This is a genomic window from Neobacillus rhizosphaerae (assembly GCF_050477885.1).
Taxonomy (GTDB): domain Bacteria; phylum Bacillota; class Bacilli; order Bacillales; family Cytobacillaceae; genus Neobacillus; species Neobacillus rhizosphaerae_A.
Genome location: NZ_JBCNAC010000011.1, coordinates 68,457 through 87,887 on the forward strand (window position 1 = coordinate 68,457; position 19,431 = coordinate 87,887).

19 protein-coding genes are annotated in these 19,431 nt (G+C 38.3%); 15 read left to right on the forward strand and 4 right to left on the reverse strand.

Features of this window, described 5'->3' with window-relative positions:
* Positions 1–76: 76 nt before the first annotated feature.
* Positions 77–298: a DeoR family transcriptional regulator gene (locus ABES03_RS01515; RefSeq protein WP_307286019.1), complete on the reverse strand. Its 222-nt coding sequence runs from the start codon at positions 296–298 to the stop codon at positions 77–79.
* A 446-nt stretch (positions 299–744) separates the two neighbouring features.
* Between ABES03_RS01515 and pepV the strand changes: the two genes are divergently transcribed.
* Complete coding sequence (gene pepV / locus ABES03_RS01520; RefSeq protein ID WP_430114539.1) at positions 745–2,166, forward strand: dipeptidase PepV; 1,422 nt, start codon at positions 745–747, stop codon at positions 2,164–2,166.
* Between the two features lie 23 nt (positions 2,167–2,189).
* Complete coding sequence (gene dat / locus ABES03_RS01525) at positions 2,190–3,047, forward strand: D-amino-acid transaminase (RefSeq protein WP_430114540.1); 858 nt, start codon at positions 2,190–2,192, stop codon at positions 3,045–3,047.
* Positions 3,048–3,104: 57 nt separating this feature from the next.
* On the opposite strand, the gene cysK is transcribed toward dat, so the two are convergent.
* Positions 3,105–4,034: a cysteine synthase A gene (cysK, locus tag ABES03_RS01530; RefSeq protein WP_430114542.1), complete on the reverse strand. Its 930-nt coding sequence runs from the start codon at positions 4,032–4,034 to the stop codon at positions 3,105–3,107.
* 166 nt (positions 4,035–4,200) lie between these two features.
* Here cysK and thpR point away from each other — a divergent pair, with 166 nt between their 5' ends.
* The 4 genes from thpR to ABES03_RS01550 all read left to right on the forward strand — a co-directional run bounded on the left by thpR (position 4,201) and on the right by ABES03_RS01550 (position 8,894).
* On the forward strand, positions 4,201–4,767 hold the full coding sequence (gene thpR, locus ABES03_RS01535) for an RNA 2',3'-cyclic phosphodiesterase (RefSeq protein ID WP_430114544.1): 567 nt from the start codon (positions 4,201–4,203) through the stop codon (positions 4,765–4,767).
* Between the two features lie 27 nt (positions 4,768–4,794).
* Positions 4,795–5,778, forward strand: a complete 984-nt coding sequence (locus tag ABES03_RS01540) for a diacylglycerol/lipid kinase family protein (RefSeq protein WP_430114545.1) — start codon at positions 4,795–4,797, stop codon at positions 5,776–5,778.
* Entirely contained in the window at positions 5,765–7,900 is a 2,136-nt protein-coding gene (gene pulA / locus ABES03_RS01545; protein WP_430114547.1) for a type I pullulanase, read from the forward strand. The genes ABES03_RS01540 and pulA overlap by 14 nt, the downstream gene beginning before the upstream one ends.
* Positions 7,901–8,120: 220 nt before the next feature.
* A complete protein-coding gene (locus ABES03_RS01550) occupies positions 8,121–8,894 on the forward strand; it encodes a phosphotransferase (protein WP_430114548.1) in 774 nt (257 codons plus the stop codon).
* 1 nt (position 8,895) lies between these two features.
* Here ABES03_RS01550 and ABES03_RS01555 read toward each other — a convergent pair whose 3' ends face one another.
* Positions 8,896–9,174, reverse strand: coding sequence for a YtzH-like family protein (locus ABES03_RS01555; RefSeq protein WP_309860073.1), 279 nt, complete (start codon positions 9,172–9,174; stop codon positions 8,896–8,898).
* 162 nt (positions 9,175–9,336) lie between these two features.
* On the opposite strand from ABES03_RS01555, the gene trmB reads away from it, so the two are divergent.
* Complete coding sequence (trmB, locus tag ABES03_RS01560; RefSeq protein WP_430114550.1) at positions 9,337–9,984, forward strand: tRNA (guanosine(46)-N7)-methyltransferase TrmB; 648 nt, start codon at positions 9,337–9,339, stop codon at positions 9,982–9,984.
* A gap of 101 nt (positions 9,985–10,085) precedes the next feature.
* Positions 10,086–10,922, forward strand: a complete 837-nt coding sequence (locus ABES03_RS01565) for a YtnP family quorum-quenching lactonase (RefSeq protein ID WP_430114553.1) — start codon at positions 10,086–10,088, stop codon at positions 10,920–10,922.
* Between the two features lie 46 nt (positions 10,923–10,968).
* On the opposite strand, the gene ABES03_RS01570 is transcribed toward ABES03_RS01565, so the two are convergent.
* Positions 10,969–11,280, reverse strand: coding sequence for a PepSY domain-containing protein (locus ABES03_RS01570; RefSeq protein WP_430114556.1), 312 nt, complete (start codon positions 11,278–11,280; stop codon positions 10,969–10,971).
* A gap of 187 nt (positions 11,281–11,467) precedes the next feature.
* Between ABES03_RS01570 and ABES03_RS01575 the strand changes: the two genes are divergently transcribed.
* The 7 genes from ABES03_RS01575 (at position 11,468) to murC (ending at position 19,342) form a co-directional block, all read left to right on the forward strand.
* The gene (locus tag ABES03_RS01575; RefSeq protein ID WP_430114557.1) at positions 11,468–12,541 is read left to right on the forward strand and encodes a M42 family metallopeptidase; all 1,074 of its coding nucleotides are present in this window, start codon (positions 11,468–11,470) and stop codon (positions 12,539–12,541) included.
* 243 nt (positions 12,542–12,784) lie between these two features.
* A complete protein-coding gene (locus ABES03_RS01580; protein WP_430114559.1) occupies positions 12,785–13,297 on the forward strand; it encodes a DUF84 family protein in 513 nt (170 codons plus the stop codon).
* Positions 13,298–13,378: 81 nt separating this feature from the next.
* Positions 13,379–13,936 carry a hypothetical protein gene (locus ABES03_RS01585; RefSeq protein WP_430114561.1) on the forward strand — a complete coding sequence of 186 codons (558 nt, stop codon included), beginning with the start codon at positions 13,379–13,381 and terminating at the stop codon, positions 13,934–13,936.
* Between the two features lie 15 nt (positions 13,937–13,951).
* Positions 13,952–14,266 carry a thioredoxin family protein gene (locus ABES03_RS01590; RefSeq protein ID WP_308084111.1) on the forward strand — a complete coding sequence of 105 codons (315 nt, stop codon included), beginning with the start codon at positions 13,952–13,954 and terminating at the stop codon, positions 14,264–14,266.
* A gap of 169 nt (positions 14,267–14,435) precedes the next feature.
* Positions 14,436–15,230: a DUF1444 domain-containing protein gene (locus tag ABES03_RS01595; protein WP_430114563.1), complete on the forward strand. Its 795-nt coding sequence runs from the start codon at positions 14,436–14,438 to the stop codon at positions 15,228–15,230.
* A 162-nt stretch (positions 15,231–15,392) separates the two neighbouring features.
* Positions 15,393–17,804, forward strand: coding sequence for a DNA translocase FtsK (locus ABES03_RS01600; RefSeq protein WP_430114566.1), 2,412 nt, complete (start codon positions 15,393–15,395; stop codon positions 17,802–17,804).
* A gap of 236 nt (positions 17,805–18,040) precedes the next feature.
* Positions 18,041–19,342 carry a UDP-N-acetylmuramate--L-alanine ligase gene (gene murC, locus ABES03_RS01605; protein ID WP_430114569.1) on the forward strand — a complete coding sequence of 434 codons (1,302 nt, stop codon included), beginning with the start codon at positions 18,041–18,043 and terminating at the stop codon, positions 19,340–19,342.
* The last annotated feature ends 89 nt before the right edge of the window (positions 19,343–19,431 follow it).

Sequence of the window (19,431 nt, forward strand, 5' to 3'; positions counted from 1 at the left end):
AATTGTATTCTAAACAAATAAAAGCACACGATGACCTCGTGTGCTTCCTAGATTAATTTTCTATGGTTTCACTTAATTAAGATGACATCTTCACTTTCTTCTCTGTTGTAGTCCATTTTCCGCGGCTTGGGCTAATTACCAAGTCATTATAGGCTAAGACATTTAAATCTCGTTGTATGGTGCGAGGAGTGATACCAAATTCCTCTACAAGTTCCTGCGTTGAAACAGTGCCTTTATTGCGAATAAACATGTAGATACATTTGATGCGGTTTAACATCCGGTTAGTCGAAGGTTTCAAAGAACCACTCCCTATCCTTTTTTCAAACCTATGGCAATACCCTGCTACCGACAGCCTCTTTGAAGATTGCTCTTCAATCATATGTAGTTTCTTTTCCGCGCAGACATCTCCTTTTTTTTGGAGTAGTGAGACTTAGATGTCATACATCTAAGTTTATTGTACCCATAATTTCTGAAAATTTCTACCACTATAGTAAAGTTTACAAAAATATCATCAAAAATTTACAATAATCGTCTTTTTTTCTACCTCCTAATTTATTTTATACTCTAAGGTATGGTGAATATAGCTGGGTTTATGCTAAGTTTTTTGAATTTTTAGTAAAAATGTATAATTTATTCTTGAATAACACGTTGAGAAGAAACGGACTTCTTTTTAAAAAGCAAAATTGCTAAGATATTTGCAAAAATGATATTGTAAAAGAAGTAGTATAGAGGGGGTAAAAATCATTGACACAGATTAATTGGATGAACGAAGTAGAAAAAAGAAAAGAAGAACTAATTAAAGACACACAGGGATTATTACATATTAAAAGCCTGCTAGATGAAGAAAATACATCACCTGAAGCACCACTTGGAAAAGGAGTAAAGGAAGCATTAGACTTTATGCTTAACCTTGGGAAAAGGGACGGTTTTATACCGAAAAATGTAGGCAATTTAGCAGGACATTTGGAGTTTGGCTCAGGAGAAAAATTGTTAGGTATTCTTTGCCATGTGGATGTAGTTCCTGAGGGAGATGGCTGGACAAGTGACCCATTTGGTGCTGAAATCAGAGACGGTAAAATTTTTGCCCGTGGTGCACTGGATGATAAGGGGCCGACAATGGCTGCTTATTATGCAATGAAAATTGTAAAAGAATTAGGTTTGCCATTGAGTAAACGTGTTCGAATGATAATTGGAACGGATGAAGAAAGCAATTGGCGTTGTGTAGACCATTATTTTAAGCATGAAGAAATGCCGACACTGGGATTTGCGCCAGATGCGGATTTTCCTATTATCAATGCGGAAAAGGGAATAGCCGATTTTGATATTGTTCAAAAGAAATATTCAGTTGATATGAATGAAGCAATGATTGAAGTGGAGAATTTTGTTTCTGGGAAGAGATACAATATGGTTCCTGATTTAGCAAAAGCGACCATCCTTGTAAAGGAATACGAAGAAGAAATGGTCCGTCAATTTACTGATTTCATGACAAAATACGAATTGGAGCACAGTCATCAACTGGAAGACGGGGAACTTCACTTAGAAGTTAAAGGTATTTCAGCCCATGGAATGGAGCCGAGAAATGGGAAAAATGCCGGTTTGTTTTTAGCAGAATTTCTGTCTAAATTAAATGTAGATGCAAAGGCATCTCATTATTTTAAATTTGTATCACGCTATTTCTTTGAGGATTCACGAGGTGTGAATCTTGGTGTTGCTTATTCCGACGACATTTCTGGAGACCTAACGATCAACCCTGGTAAACTTTCTTACTCCAAAGATACAAATGGAAGAATTGGAATGACATGCAGATATCCTGTTACAAATAAGATGGAAGAAACCAAAGCTAAATTAGAAGAGCTTTTACAAAAAGAAGGTTTCTCCCTTGAAAATTTCTCGGACTCTAAACCACATCATGTGGATGAAAGTGAGTTTCTCATTCAAACCTTGAAAAAGGTCTATGAAGAGCAAACTGGTGAAAAGGCTGAATTAATTGCCATTGGTGGAGGTACCTATGCACGTTCATTAAAGGCAGGGGTTGCGTTTGGTCCGTTATTTCCAGGAAGACCTGACATTGCCCATCAAAAGGATGAATATATGTATATTGAAGATTTACTAAAGGCTACGGCTATTTATGCACAAGCCATTTATGAGTTGGCAAAGAGCGAATAGATCAACCAAAGGGGACAAGGAGAATGAACTTTGCAATTATTAATGGAAAATTGGTCAATCGATCGGAAGCAAAAGTAGATATTGAAGATCGTGGCTATCAGTTTGGGGATGGAGTATATGAAGTCATCCGTGTCTATAATGGAAAAATGTTTACGGTAAAAGAACATTTGGAGCGGTTTGTGAAGAGCGCTGACAGTATTGGGATTACGTTACCTTATACCATTGATGAATGTACAGCTTTGTTAGAAGAACTAGTTACAAAAAATAAGTTGGTCGAGGGAACCATCTATATGCAAATTACGAGGGGAACTTCTCCGCGTAATCATGTTTTTCCAGCAAGGGATGTCGTTCCTACACTTGTAGCCTATACTAAAGAAGTGGCACGCCCTGTCGAGAGCTTTACTCATGGAGTGAAAACCATTTTTATCGAGGATATCCGCTGGCTGCGATGCGATATTAAGAGTTTAAATCTTTTAGGAAACCTATTAGCAAAACAGAAGGCTGCCGAGCAAGGCTGTTTTGAAGCGATTCAACATCGTGGGGATCAAGTCACGGAAGGTAGCAGCTCTAATGTTTTCATTGTGAAAAAGGGTACGGTCATTACGCATGAATCGAATCATCTTATTTTGAAGGGGATTACAAAAGAGGTAATCCTACAGCTATGTGCCCAAAACAACATTCCTGTTGAAGAACGAACCTTTACTTTAGATGAATTGGTTGCGGCAGATGAGGTATTTCTTTCAAGTACTACAGCAGAGGTCATGCCGATTGTTGAAATGAATGGAGATAAGGTCAAGGAAGGCTTACCCGGCCCAATCACAAGAAAGCTACAAACCTTATTTACGCTTGAGATCGAAAAGCAATGTGGTAGGTTAAAATAAAAGATTTCATCCTAAAAAAATGAGGCTGTCTCTTTTCGAGGCAGCCTCATGAATTATTTAATATTGAAACAAATCGCTTGAGAGATATCTTTCCCCCGTATCACAAGCAATGCAAACCACTACATCATTAGGAGACAGACGCTTGGCAACCTCCAAAGCAGCATAGCACGCTCCACCAGAGGATGGGCCAACAAGAATTCCTTCCTCTTTCGCTAACCTGCGCGCAATATCATATGCATCTTCATCTTCAATCGCATGAATTTCATCATACACATCTTGATTTAGAATTTCAGGGATAAAGCCGGGGCTTGTCCCTACAAGCTTATGTTTACCAGGCTTTCCACCTGATAGAACAGGCGAACCTTTAGGTTCTACAACATGTACAGTTAATCCTTCAAAATGCTGTTTCAAGGTTTCTCCAGTACCTGTGATGGTGCCTCCTGTGCCTGCTGTTGCAACAAATGCGGATAATGGTTTACCGATTTCTTTCATTGCCTCAATAATTTCCACAGCAGTAGTGTATCGATGTGCATCGGGGTTCGCTTCATTTTCAAATTGCATCGGAACGAAACTATTTGGTATCTCACTAGCTAATTCCTGTGCCTTTCTTATGGCACCAGGCATTTTTTCGTCCCCAGGAGTAAGGACAACCTCAGCTCCGTATGCTTTTAAAATATTTATCCGTTCCTGTGTCATTGTATCAGGCATAATAATAATTGATTTATACCCTCGTGCTGCTGCATTCATGGCTAGGCCAATTCCTGTGTTTCCGCTAGTCGGTTCAATAATGGTAGAGCCTTCTTTTAATAAACCAGCTTTTTCTGCCTCTACAATCATATTAAAAGCAGCGCGGTCTTTTACACTTTTGCTTGGATTATAAAACTCAAGCTTCAAATAAACAGTGGCCCCGTCTTTGGGAGCTAAGCGATTAAGTTTGACCAGTGGCGTTTCTCCAATTAATTCAGCAATATTGTTTACTACTTTCATGGGGACCCATCCTTTCTGTCTTCTGTATCATTCTACAATTTTCTTATACACTTTCTAATCATAAATAAAAAAAGGCTGCTTGTAAAAAATATCGATTATTCTTCTGCCGCAAATAGATACAATCTGGTGAAAATAAACTAAAATTGAGTAAAGGACTGAATAAACATTGGAACAGAAAACTCATTTTTTCTTTGCTGTTAGGATGCCCGAAGAAACAAAACTAATGATGAAGGAACATCTCGAAAAAATTAAAGCTGTTATTCCTTTTAGCCGCTGGGTACATTTTCAAGATTTACATATCACCTTGGCTTTTTTGGGTGCAGCATCCCCAGAAAAACTAGCAACAGCTGTTAGCAACGTGAAAGAAGCTTTAAAAACTGAAAAGCCATTCCAATTAAAAATAAATAGCCTTGGTTTTTTCGGAAGTAGTCACTCTCCCCGTGTTTTTTGGGCAGATACAGAGGAAAGCAATGAACTAAATCTATTAAGGGAAAAGGTTTTTTCGGCTTGTGAAGAAGCGGGATTTGTATTGGAGACAAGGCCCTTCCGCCCCCATATTACCTTAGCCAGAAAGTGGACAGGCGAAGAACCGTTTCAACAGACACTTCTAGAAATATGGAACGATCTTCAATCAGAGCCCCTCGCTTTTCAAGCGGATAAGGTGGTTTTGTATCAAACACATCTCCATAAGACGCCAAAATATGAAGCAATCCAAGTAATCCCGCTAAAATAAAGAAAACAATTAAAAAAGGTTGGTATTATGAAAGAAATTTATTTTATTGTCAATCCAAAGGCAAAAAACGGTTATTGCCTTAAAATATGGGAGAGAATTGAAAATCAACTTAAAGAGAAGCAGGTTAGTTATCTTGCTATTTTTACGGAATATCAAGGACATGCAAAAAAACTTGCCAGCCAGATCGCCGAAAATAACCGCAACGAAAAAATCATCATTGCGGTAGGTGGAGATGGGACCATTCATGAAGTATTGAATGGGATAGTAAAAAATAACCATATTATCCTTGGCTTTATCCCAGGAGGGTCAGGAAATGATTTTTCAAGAGGGTTCCAAATCCCTTCAGAGCCGGTAGAAGCCTTAACGGTCATTCTTCGCTTGATGAAGCAGGAGGCATTGCCCATAGATATTGGAAAAATTAAAATAGAAAATCAGCCCCCATATTATTTTATCAATAATATGGGTGCCGGATTTGATGCTGTCATATCATACGAAGTTAATCAATCACGGATGAAGGCACTGTTAAATAAACTTTCGTTAGGCAGGCTTGTTTATGTTTATTTTCTACTAAAAAAGTTATTTACTTATAAAACCACAACAATTGATTTATCAATTGACGGTCAAAAGCATATATTTGAACAAACATGGTTTGTTACTGTTTCCAATCAGCCCTATTATGGCGGGGGAATGAAAATAGCTCCCGTTGCAGAGCCAGATGACGGTCTGTTTGATATTACTGTCGTTCACCAGTTATCAAGGTTAAAATTGCTGCTTGTGTTCGTTAGTGTTTTTTGGGGAAAGCACATTCATTTTAAAGAAGTGAAAACGTATAAGGGAAATGCCATTTCTATTCATTCTCCTGATTCACTATTTGTTCATGCAGATGGAGAGCATGTTGGACTTACACCACTGACTATTCAGCTTCAAGATAAAGCTGTTGAAGTGTTAACACGAATACGTTGTAAAAAGCAAGTTGAGCTGAAAGAGAGGGACAGGAATGAATGGTACTGACAGAAAATTTCTTGCCTATTTAGATGAGCTCCATATCATTACGATTCTTCTGCCACTTTCCTATCACGGGGGGGTGTCGTCCGCTTTCTATCTTGTTAATGATTCTGGAAAGTGTCCATTGGACATTACTGCGAAGAGTGAAATAGTCGATCATCATAAATATATTTGTAGGTTTTCAGAAGATTATTCTTTTGAAAAGCAATATTGGGTAGTAGATGAGCATGGAGGGAAAACAGACCTTCAAATTGGTGCAGTGATTCGGACAAAGAGTTTTGACGAGAGGTTCTACTATGATGGAAATGACCTTGGTGTACACCTTTTTGCAGACGAAACTCGCTTTAAGCTTTGGGCACCCACAGCTATCCAGGTAAAATTAAAAATTACTCCTCCAGAGAGCAGTTTTTCGGAAATCATCAAACTGAAGCGGGGGGATAGAGGAATATGGTCTGTTACGGTTCCGCGGAATTTAGAGCTCTATCACTATAGTTTCCTGGCCTTAATCAACCATGAATGGAGGGAGGCCATTGATCCATATGTGAAAGCGGTAACGGTTAATGGAGAATTGGGGGTGATCGTAAAGCCAGACAGCCCACCAAGACCTAGGCCTGAATTGCCTCCCATAGAAAACCCTGTCGATGCAGTTATTTATGAAACACATATAAGGGACTTTAGTATCCACCCTCATAGTGGGATAAAGAATAAGGGATTGTATCTCGGAGCGGGGGAATTTCATACAAAAGGAAAAGACGATGAACCGACTGGGGTATCGTATGTAAAAGAGTTAGGTATTACGCATCTTGAGTTTCTGCCCTTTCATGACTATGCAGGTGTAGATGAGTTGACGCCCAATAAGGATTATAACTGGGGATACAATCCTCTCCACTTCAATGCACCAGAAGGTAGCTATTCGACCAATCCTTCCGACCCTTACTCTAGAATTAAAGAGTTAAAAGAACTAATAAATCAAGTCCATGAAAGTGGTCTAAGGGTCATTATGGATGTAGTTTATAATCATGTATTTATTCGAGAGGATTCTCCCTTTGAAAAAATCGTTCCAGGTTATTATTTTCGTCATAACGAATTAGGATTGCCTTCAAATGGAACTGGTGTAGGAAATGATATTGCATCCGAGCGGAAAATGGTTAAGAAATTTATCATTGACTCTATTCGCTATTGGATGGAAGAGTACCATATTGATGGCTTTCGCTTCGATTTAATGGGGATTTTAGATGTGGAAACCATGAGAGAAGTGCGAAACACGTGTGACAGTATTGCAGAAGGCATATTGATCCTTGGAGAGGGATGGAATCTGAACACACCCCTTCCTACAGAACAAAAAGCGACCATTGCTAATCAAGCAAAAATACCCCAAATTGCTCAATTTAATGATAAATTTCGTGATGTTATCAAGGGAAGCACTTTTAATATATTTGATAAAGGATATGCACTTGGGAATGAGCATTACTTGGATGCAGCATTAGAGGTAATAACGGGGAGTATTGGGTTTAAGAAAAGAAATTTGCGACTTTTTAATGAACCCACCCAAACAGTAAATTATGTTGAATGTCATGATAATCATACTCTTTGGGATAAACTTCAATCCTGCCTTCCACACGTTGATGACACCGAACGAGCACAATATCATCGTCTGGCAACCGGAATTGTTTTGTTATCACAAGGAATTCCTTTTCTCCATAGTGGGCAGGAGTTTTTCCGTACCAAACAAGGCGAAGGAAATAGTTACTGTGCTCCTGACCAGATTAACCAACTTGATTGGGAGAGAAAGAGTCAATTTATAGGTAATGTAAATTACATTAAAGGTTTGATTGCGATCCGCCAAGCCTTCCCTTGTTTTCGAATGAGAACTTCTGATGAAATTCGAAGCAATATTCGTTCACTCCCATCTTCACCTCCCATCCTAGCGTGCATCTATCAAATGGTTCACGATGAGGTAATTCTAATCATTAATCCGTCAACAACGGAACAAGGATTTACTCTTCCAAAGGGAGATTGGTCCATTTTGGTTGATAAAAATTTGGCGGGAATTTATTCCAAAGGAGTCCTTCATGGAGGCGATGTCAAGATACAACCTATTACTTTAAATGTTTTACTAAAAAAATAGTTTCTCGAGATTACTTGACGAAAAAAGGCAATAGGAGATAAAATTTATTAAGATGGCTATTGTGTGCAATGGTTTCAATAGCTTTTTTTTTGTTTTATAAAAAATAAAAGCTGTTGAATGAACTCTGGTTATTTTAAACCTTCCAGCAGCACAGGTTTTACCTCCGAATGATTTGGGGGAATAAGCCCAATAGAACGGCATAAATTGAAGGTGAACGATTTTGGAACATATACTAGGACAAGAGTGGGAAATTACCCCTGCCGGAGGCGCCACTGGTGAAGCCTTTTATGCAGAATATGAGGATCAAAGGCTTTTTTTAAAGCGTAATTCCTCTCCATTCCTTGCGGTTCTTTCAGCAGAAGGCATTGTCCCAAAGCTTGTTTGGACCAAACGGTTGGAAAATGGAGATGTAATAACAGCACAACAATGGCTTCCAGGCAGAGAATTAACGCCGGCAGAAATGAATCAAGAGCTTGTTGCCAGGCTTCTGAAGAAAATTCACTGCTCAAAGCCAATGCTTGGAATGTTAAGTAGGATAGAGAACTCGCCATTACACCCGGAAACCATTTTTCAATCAGTGGTCAATGAGTTAGACGATCAAGTTCGATCCTTAGAGGAAACACAAAAAGCAATAAACTTTTTAAAACATGAAGCGTTACATGTATATTGTGATGAAAAAGTAGTTTGTCATGGTGATGTCAACCATAACAACTGGCTGTTAGCAGAAGACAACCAGTTGTATTTGATTGATTGGGATGGAGCCAGGATTGCAGACCCTGCTATTGATCTTGGATTACTCTTATATTGGTATATCCCACAAGAAAATTGGCAGGATTGGCTAAGCATGTACGGGAAAGAACTAACAGACCATCTAAAGTTAAGAATGAAGTGGTATGTGACCGTGCAAACTTTATCTTCCATTCAGTGGCATAAAAATAAAAACCGTCTGGAAGAGATGAACAAATGGATTCATTTTTTACATGAAATCCTATAAATTATGAAAATTGATCAATATCGTTAACCCATTGTGATAAGTTATTTTGATTAGATAGAATATGTTGATCTAAATCAGCCGTTTGTGCACCATTTTGGCTATACTGGTACACTTCCTGTAAAATGTTTTTAACATTTTGATCGACTTGTGTGTTGACCATTAGAGATTTCACTAAGCGTTCTAGTTGTTCACATTCCGCTACGGAACCACAGCAATCGGACTGATGGTTGTTCAATATATCTTTTAGTAATGTTACTTGGTCACCATGACTTAATGGCATAAATGGACACCCTCTCAAGTGGTATTTAAAAAGAATTCACACAGTTAGGTTGTGAATTCTTTTTCTGTTTATGCGTTTTCTTATTTTCCAACAAGAACCGCTTGCATGTGAAGGTTTTGAATGATAAGGTTTGAACGAAATTATTTTTTTAGGAGTGTCAGAATGAGACTTAGACATAAACCTTGGGCAAAGGATAAATTAGATCAACATCCACAATTTGTTGTAGCAAATCCCGAAATGCACAAAGGTAATTGGCATAATGTATTTGAAAAAAGCCAGCCGCTTCATATTGAAGTTGGTACTGGTAAAGGGCAATTCATTACAGGAATGGCAAAGGCCAACCCTGATATAAATTATATTGGTATTGAATTACATGTCAGCGTCATTGTAGCAGCCTTGGATCGTTTAATTGAAGCAGATTTGCCAAATTTAAAGCTTTTAAATGTAAATGCAGCTGATTTAGGTAAATATTTTATGAAAAATGACGTAGACAGAGTGTATTTAAATTTCTCTGATCCATGGCCGAAATCCCGTCATGAAAAGAGAAGGTTGACCTACAAAGATTTCTTGAAGCTATATGAGGATATTTTGGTCGATGGCGGGGAAATTCACTTTAAAACAGACAATCAAGGATTATTTGAATATTCCTTAACGAGCTTTTCTGCCTATGGTTTATTATTAAAATATGTAAGCCTTGATTTCCATAAGAGTGGGTATGAAGGAAACATCATGACAGAATATGAACAGAAGTTTTCTGAAATGGGACAGCGAATTTATCGTAGTGAAGTTAAATATCAAAATGAAAAGTAGGTATTTTAGGGCAGTTCATTCCGTGAACTGTCTTTTTGTTTCTCCTAACCATGTGACAATGTTAAAATATAGAAAAATGCGACAACAAAGGGGAATAAAAAATGGAAACATTAAAGGTTGGTCGTGTATCTTTGACATGGTTATCAGGCGGCGTCACAAATTTGGATGGGGGAGCCATGTTTGGAGTTGTTCCAAAAGGGTTATGGTCGAAAAAGTATCCGTGTAACGATAAAAATCAAATTGAGCTCCCTACCGATCCCATTCTCATTCAAATGGATGGAAAAAATATACTAATCGAATCAGGATTGGGAAAAGGAAAATTAACGGAAAAACAATTAAGAAACTTTGGTGTGACACAGGAATCTGAGCTTGATTCATCATTAGAAGAGTTAGAATTAAGTGTGGATGAAATTGATTATGTTCTAATGACCCATCTGCATTTTGACCATGCAGGTGGATTGACCAAGCTTGTGGATGGCCGTTATGTTTCAACATTTCCAAATGCGAAAATCATCACTTCACAAGTGGAATGGGATGAAATGCGAAATCCTAATATACGTTCAAAAAATACATATTGGAAAGAGAACTGGGAAGCTGTTGAAACCCAAGTTGTACCTTTTGAAGGAGAATGGTCTTTAGGAGCTATTAGGATGATTCATACAGGCGGGCATAGTAACGGTCATTCTATTGTTATAATTGAAGATGGTGGAGACATCGCTATTCACATGGCGGATTTAATGGCGACACACGCCCATCAAAATGTATTATGGGTGATGGCTTATGATGACTACCCTATGGACTCCATCTTTGCTAAGGAAAAATGGTTTCCACATGGGGTGAAGAAAAATGCCTGGTTCACCTTTTACCATGATGCATTCTATAGAGCGGTAAAATGGGACAATGAGGGAAAACTAGCTGAAGTAATAAAAAGAAAATAAAAACAAAAAAGTCGTACCCATCACGGATACGACTTTTTAACTACTTTCATAATGGGAAAACGTCTATAAGAGTACCGGTCTGTGCATCAGCAATAAATTCATATTGCTCAGTAGAGCCTTCATTATTTTTTGAAATACCACCTTTGTATACACGATAGTGTATGTGCTGCTTTTCATATGGTTCAGTTTCCATATGTATCCAGGAACCGGTGATGGGCCCATTTTGTTTAAACTGTTTTTTTACATGTTCCAGTACCTTTTCGGGTGACACATTCGTTTTTTGATCCATTACTTCTTTTACCACATAACCGCCAATTAAACCGACCGCAGCACCAACGATGAAAGATTTCCAGTTCATAGTCAAGGACCTCCAAAAAATAAATTGGAAAAGATTACGTATAAGGATTCTCCTCTCAGTATATCGTATTTGGAAGTAAGAAGGTAATATTACTTATATCGGATGAAATATTGGTAAGAGGCACGAAATTTCTGTAAAATAAACATATACATAAGATCACAGAATCTATTTCTGAAGGAGTCTCAAAATGAATGAACAAACATTAAAGCTTTTTAAAACCTTAACAGAGCTTCCAGGTGCACCAGGAAACGAGCATTTAGTAAGAAAGTTTATGAAGGAGCAATTAGCTCTATACTCTGATGAAATTGTTCAAGATCATTTAGGTAGTGTTTTTGGCCTAAAAAAAGGACATGGTCAGGGACCGACAGTGATGGTTGCAGGCCATATGGATGAAGTAGGTTTCATGGTAACTTCAATTACTGATAACGGAATGCTTCGTTTTCAGCCACTTGGCGGTTGGTGGAGTCAAGTGCTTCTAGCCCAGCGAGTTCAGATTATGACAAATAATGGTCCTATCATTGGCGTGGTAGGTTCGATTCCACCACATCTTTTAGATGAATCAAAGCGAAACAAACCAATGGAAATCAAGAATATGCTAATTGACATTGGTGCAGACAACCGGGAAGATGCAGAACAAATCGGCATCAAGCCGGGGCAAGCTATTTTGCCAATTTGCCCATTCACCCCGATGGCAAATAAGAAAAAAATCATGGCAAAGGCATGGGATAATCGGTATGGCTGCGGCTTAGCGGTTGAACTTCTTCAAGAATTAAAAGATGAAACATTACCAAACACCCTTTATTCAGGTGCAACTGTTCAAGAGGAAGTTGGTTTGCGTGGTGCTCAGACAGCTGCAAATATGATTAAGCCTGATATCTTCTTTGCACTGGATGCTAGTCCTGCCAATGATATGAGTGGAGACAAACTAGAATTCGGCCAATTAGGCAAGGGTGCTTTACTTCGAATCCTTGATAGATCCATGGTTACACATCGTGGAATGAGAGAGTTTGTTCTTGATACGGCGGAAACACATCAGATTCCGTATCAGTATTTCGTTTCACAGGGGGGTACGGATGCAGGCCGTGTTCATCAATCCAATGAGGGCGTTCCTAGTGCTGTAGTTGGAATTTGTTCACGCTACATTCATACCCATGCGTCGATCATTCATATTGATGACTATGCCGCAGCAAAAGAATTAATCGTAAAACTTGTTAAAGCATGTGACCAAACAACGGTCGATACCATTCGATCAAACAGCTAATTTTTCGGGAAGCATGGTTTATGCTTCCTTTTTACTTGGGCTATGTTAAAGCCATTATAATTTTGACACACCAGTTGATTGGAGCGGAAGGCACGAAGACTCCTGTGGGAGTATGGTTCAGGGGAGACCCCGCAGGCGCAAGCGCCGAGGAGGCTCGCCGAAACACCCACGGAAAGCGAAGTGCCTGGAGCGGAAATCAATAGACAATTTTAATAGAGCTCTTATGGAAATGGAGATAATACTATGAAAATTATTATTGGCTCTAAAAACCCAGCAAAAGTTTTAGCAGTAAAAAATAGCTTCATTCATGAGGAAATGGAGTTTTTAGTCTTGGATATTCCATCGAATGTGAGCGATCAGCCTTTTTCTGATGATGAAACGATCCGTGGAGCAATCAATCGGGCTGTAGGAGCATTAAATCAGGGGAATGGTGACATTGGTATAGGTCTAGAAGGCGGTGTTCAAGAAACATCCCACGGTCTGATGCTCTGTAACTGGGGAGCACTAGCCGCTCGAAATAGGGAGCCTATTATTGCGGGAGGGGCAAGATTTCTTCTTCCTGAAGAAATTGCTGTAAGGCTTAGAGCCGGAGAAGAGCTTGGTCCAGTCATGGATGATTATGCAAAAATGAAGAATGTTAGGAAACACGAGGGAGCTGTAGGGATTTTCACAAATGGTGTAATCAATCGGGGAGATATGTTTACACACCTCACAAACCTTTTGGTGGGTCAATATTACTATCAAAAAAGCAATTAACAGAACAGAATAGCTATTTTTCGACAACTGCATTCGACAAAAGTCTTGTCATTTGAATAATCTGGCAGGTATGATATATTTATGGGACTTTATTCGTATGTACGGGAGGAGAAAAAGCTGAAATTCTTAAAAACCATTACTATTTTCATACTATCGCTGCTATTACTAAGTGCTTGTAGCGACAATGCTTCGTTAAAAGATGAAAGTAAGTCTGCAATAAAAACAGCGAAAGCTACGTTTACTGAAAAAGAGAAAAAGCCAAGTAAAAAGAGTGGGAAGATTCACTTTTTCTTACCTGCAGGATATGTTATAAAAAGTAAATCAGCTAATAATATTATTTTAAGAAGCGGTTCAGATACGTATATTCTTTTCTATAACCCACAAGAAAGCACAACAAGTGATGTTGTGTATAAAGCTACTGTCGATCAATATAAGGAATTATATTCAAATGAGAAATTTACTTCTTCCGAAAACAAGCTTGGGTTTATAACCATTAAGCACCTTAAAGACGATGGTTTAAATGAATTAACAATCGGTGTGGGCGGGGCAAAAATAACGACACAATCTGAAACGAGTGATTTGGTAGAAAATACGAAAACGATGATGCAAATAGTTAATTCAGTCAAGTTTACAAAATAAATGGAGGCGTTAAGTATGAAGAATTTAGAATCAATGGAGCAATTTGAACAACTTCGGGATCAAGGGAAAACCATTTTTATGTTTTCTGCAGGCTGGTGTCCAGATTGTCGGGTAATTGAACCGATTCTTCCAGAGATAGAAGCAAAATTTAATGAATACACCTTTGTTCATATAGATCGTGACGATTACATTGATTTGTGCCAGCAATTAGATGTATTCGGCATTCCAAGTTTTATTGCCTTCGAAAACGGAAAGGAACTCGGCCGCTTCGTAAGCAAAGATCGGAAAACACAAGAAGAAATTGAACAATTCATCAATGGTTTAAAATAATAGGCTATGTAAAAAATATTGTTGATTTTATACCCTGTTGAATGGAGCCGAAATCAATAGACAAATATAACAAAGCTAAATAATAAGTTCTGGGGCTGACTCTTTGCTTTTGAGTCAGCCTCATTTTTATTGTACAATGGATTAGCAGCCCTTGAAGGGAGGAATAAACATGAAAATGGATAGTAAAAAAATGAGAAGAGAATTAGAAACTCGTTTAGCTAATGAGGAACGAGCCATTTCTTATGACCGAGATAAAGACACTCTCAGAATTGAAAATAAAGCAACGGGTAAGGGGATTACCGTCACAATACCTGGAATTATAGCCAAATGGCATGCTGAGAAAGAAAAAGCGATTGATGAAGTCGTTTATTATGTAAATGAAGGCTTGCAAGCAATGGAGGATACCGTTCAGTTAACCGATCATGAAAAGAGTATTTTTCCGGTTATTCGTTCTACGTCTTTTCCTATCGAATCAGAAGAGGGAAATCCGTTCTTAACCGATGAACATACGGCAGAAACGAAGATTTATTACGCCTATGACATGGGGAAAACGTATCGGTTAATTGACCGTCGAATCATGGAAAAGGAAGGCTGGGAAGCGAACAGAATTAAGGAGATTGCTTTGTTTAACGCAAGATCTCTGTCAGCTCCTCTAAAGGAAGACCAGGTCGCTGGGAATAGTTTTTATTTTCTTAACACCAATGATGGGTATGATGCAAGCCGAATACTAAATAAAGGCTTCCTAAATGAAATACAGAAAAGAATGGTTGGAACGATGGTTTTAGCCGTTCCACACCAAGATGTATTAATCATTGCGGATATTCGTAACGATAGAGGATATGATGTTATGGCCCAGATGGCTATGAGCTTTTTTGCAAATGGCCGTGTTCCAATTACAGCTTTGTCATTTATCTATGAAAATGGGGAATTAGAGCCCATTTTCATTTTAGGGAAAAATAAATAAAATGAATGATAAAAGGATCACATCAAGTGGTCTTTTTTCATTACTTCTTTGGGGGATATATCCAATTCGAATATATTTAGACTTATTCTGAGAAATTATCTCGAAAAAATATCAAATACTGATAAAATAGAATGATAGATGAAAGTAGAAAGAGTGATAGTTTTGAGCTGGATCCAAAACTTTTTTCAAAAGTTTAAAAAAGATGAGGAAGAGGAATTAAACGAATTTGTTATACATAACACTAGAAACGATGAGCTTCCACATCAAAACCAATACGAAAGTTTAAAGGATTTAGATACGAGAATTTCCTATCAATATCCAAAAGGTGGACTGCGTTCTTCCACTACACCTTTACATGAAGTCAAGCCCAAAGCTAAGGAGGTTGTCCGACAGCAGAGGATTTTGGAGAAACAGCCTGAAAAGAGAAGAAGAAGGGAACAAAAAGAATCCCAACCTGTAAAAACGGAAGTGCCAAAACCAATCAAAGAACCAAAGCAACAACCGAGAATGAGGGGCCCATTTCACCCAACAGAAATTCCTTCTCCTATTTTCGGATTTAACAGGCCTAAGAAGACAGAGCTGATTGTGGAGCATGAATTAAGCCAATTTTTAAATGAAGAGGATAAAGATCAGCTTAACCATTCAGCTGTATTTGAAGAGCTAATTGCTGAGGCGTCCGTTAACACCGCTGAGGAATACAGTATTGAATCATTGCCGGAAAATGTGATAGAGACTATTGAATATGAGTCTGAACCATTGGAGGTCGAACCGCATTTACCGGTTGAAACTTCTGTTGAACTACAACCTGAACCTGAAGATGTAATCGAAACTCAACCCGAGCAGCCTGAAACCAAGCGTTCTCGTTTGCCATTTAATGTAATGATGTTAAAGCAGGATAGAGTAAAATGGGAAGAAAGACAACAAAGACAACAAAGAAGAGAATGTGAGCAGCCTATTCAGGCACGTGAGAACATTTTAGTAGAAAAAACAGTTGATACCTCATTAGAAAGATTACTAGACAGGGCATTGGTGGAGCCAAAAGATAGTACGATTGAACAACCAGTTGATAAGCCGAAAGAAAAACCAACTGAAAAGCCAATTATACAGGCTGTCGTATCATCTCCAACCGTAGTGGGAAAAGTTGAACAAAGAACGTCCAATGGTACTTATATGCTCCCACCATCAAGTCTATTACATCCGCCAGTTAAAGAAGATAGAGATATTGGTTGGTTGTTAGAGCAAGAAGAACTCCTAAATATTACATTGAAAAACTTTAATGTTGGCGCAAGTGTGGTCAACGTGACCCAAGGTCCATCTGTCACCCGCTTTGAGGTACAACCCGAACCAGGAGTAAAAGTAAATAAAATTACCAATCTAAGTGATGATATTAAATTAAGTCTAGCAGCAAGGGATATTCGGATTGAAGCACCGATACCGGGAAAGCATACTATTGGAATTGAAGTGCCAAATCAAAAGTCAAGACCTGTCTTTATTAATGAAATCATTCAAAGTAATGTGTTCCAAGAATCTACTTCGCCACTAACAGCAGTCATGGGACTGGACATTGCAGGGAAACCGATTGTAACGGACCTAAATAAAATGCCACACGGGTTAATTGCAGGGGCAACAGGTTCAGGTAAAAGCGTATGTATTAATACAATTTTAGTTAGCCTGTTATGTAAAGCCAGCCCAGAAGATCTAAAGCTTTTACTGATTGACCCAAAAGTGGTAGAACTTGCACCTTATAACCGAATTCCACACCTTGTTAGCCCGGTCATTACCGATGTAAAAGCTGCAACAGCTGCATTAAAGTGGGCTGTGGATGAAATGGAAAGGCGATATGAGCTCTTCGCTCATGCGGGTGTTCGTGATATCAACCGATTTAATGAAGTCGCAATAAAGCATAAGCGCTATTCTGATAAACTGCCTTTTATTGTGATAATCATTGATGAGTTAGCTGATTTAATGATGATGTCACCAGCAGATGTGGAAGAAGCAATCTGTAGAATAGCTCAAAAAGCAAGGGCATGCGGTATTCATCTTATTGTAGCTACACAAAGACCTTCGGTTGATGTTATAACTGGATTAATAAAAGCAAATATTCCAACCCGAATTGCTTTTTCAGTTTCTTCCCAAGTGGATTCACGTACCATTATTGACATTAGCGGGGCGGAAAAATTACTCGGCCGTGGCGATATGCTGTTCTTAGAAAATGGATCATCGAAACCTGTAAGATTACAGGGAACGTTCGTATCAGATGAAGAAATTGATCGTGTGGTTGCCCATGCAAGGGATCAACGCGAACCAGAATATTTATTCGAACAAGAAGAGCTGCTGAAAAAGGCCCAAATAATAGAGGAAGAAGATGAACTCTTTTATGAAGCTTGTGAATTTATTATTGAGCAAGGGGGAGCATCCACTTCAAGCCTGCAACGGCGCTTTAAAATTGGCTATAATAGAGCAGCAAGATTAATGGATATACTTGAACAAAATGGATATATTACAAGTGCAAATGGAAGTAAGCCTCGTGATGTCCTAATAACAGAAGCAGATTTAGAAGCCATTCATGAATAATACAAATAAATAACCCATCGTATTCTTTCTAGATACGAACAAATAATAATGAGTGCCAATTCTGGGTGGATACCAAAGATTATTGACACTAATAGTTTTTACGAGAAAACAATGTTATAATAATTAAATGATTTTAATTAAGTAAGCTTACTTGATCAGTAATTCTATAAACAATGTCAAATACAGACAGATGTCATATACTGTTTTACAGATAGACGTTGGTTGGAGGTTCTTCTATGACTATTTACCATTTTGTAGGTATTAAGGGGTCTGGGATGAGTGCATTAGCACAAGTTCTGCATGATATGAAATTTGAGGTTCAAGGCTCCGATGTCGAAAAGCGCTTTTTTACTCAACTTGCCCTTGAACAATCCGGAATAAAAATATTTCCCTTTCAAAAGGAAAATATCAAGCCAGGAATGACGATTATTGCAGGAAATGCCTATCCAGATACCCATGAGGAAATTCAAGAGGCAATGAAGCTTGGACTTCCAGTAGTAAGGTACCATCGTTTTTTAGGCGATTTTATGCAGAATTTTACCAGTGTTGCGATTACAGGTGCACACGGAAAAACCTCTACGACAGGGTTACTGGCTCATGTTATTAAAGGAGCTAAACCTACGAGCTTTTTAATTGGCGATGGAACCGGAAAAGGACAAGAAGGGGCGGAATATTTTGTATTTGAGGCGTGTGAATACAGAAGGCACTTCTTATCGTATTTCCCTGATTATGCCATTATGACAAACATTGATTTTGATCATCCAGATTACTTTGCCAATATTGAAGATGTATTCTCAGCTTTCCAAGAGATGGCTGTTCAAGTGAAAAAGGGAATATTTGCTTATGGTGATGATGAACAGCTTCAGAGGATCCAGGCGAAAGTTCCCGTATTGTTTTATGGATTTGGCGATGAAAATGATTATCAGGCGAAAAATCTTGTCAAATCAACCGAAGGAACAACCTTTGATGTATTTATACGTAATACTTTTTATGACACATTCTCAATCCCTACATTTGGGGATCACAGCGTGTTAAATGCGCTTTCAGTCATCGGGTTATGCCACTATGAAGAGATTGATGTTACGATCGTGAAAGAACAATTGCTAACATTCCAAGGTGTGAAAAGAAGATTTTCGGAAAAGAAAATTGGAACACAAATCTTAATCGATGATTATGCCCATCATCCTACTGAAATCAAAGCAACCATTGATGCGGCAAAGCAGAAATATCCGGATAAAAGAATTGTCGCTGTATTCCAACCACATACTTTTACACGTACCCAAGCCTTCTTGGAAGATTTTGCAGAGAGTCTTCGTCTAGCAGATAAAGCGTACTTGTGTGAAATCTTTGGGTCGGCTCGAGAAAATCATGGAAAGCTGACAATTAAGGACTTACAGGAAAAAATTGAAGGTTCTGAGATTCTATCAGAAGAAAATACTGCAGTATTAAATGAATACGACAATAGTGTCATCATATTTATGGGTGCAGGGGATATTCAAAAGTTCCAGGAATCTTATGAAAAACAAATCATTCAATAAACAAAAGAGAGGCTGACACAAATAAGTGTCAGCCTCTCTACTGTTTATTTTATAAGAAAGTATAAAATCCGACTTTGAGAATTGTCCAG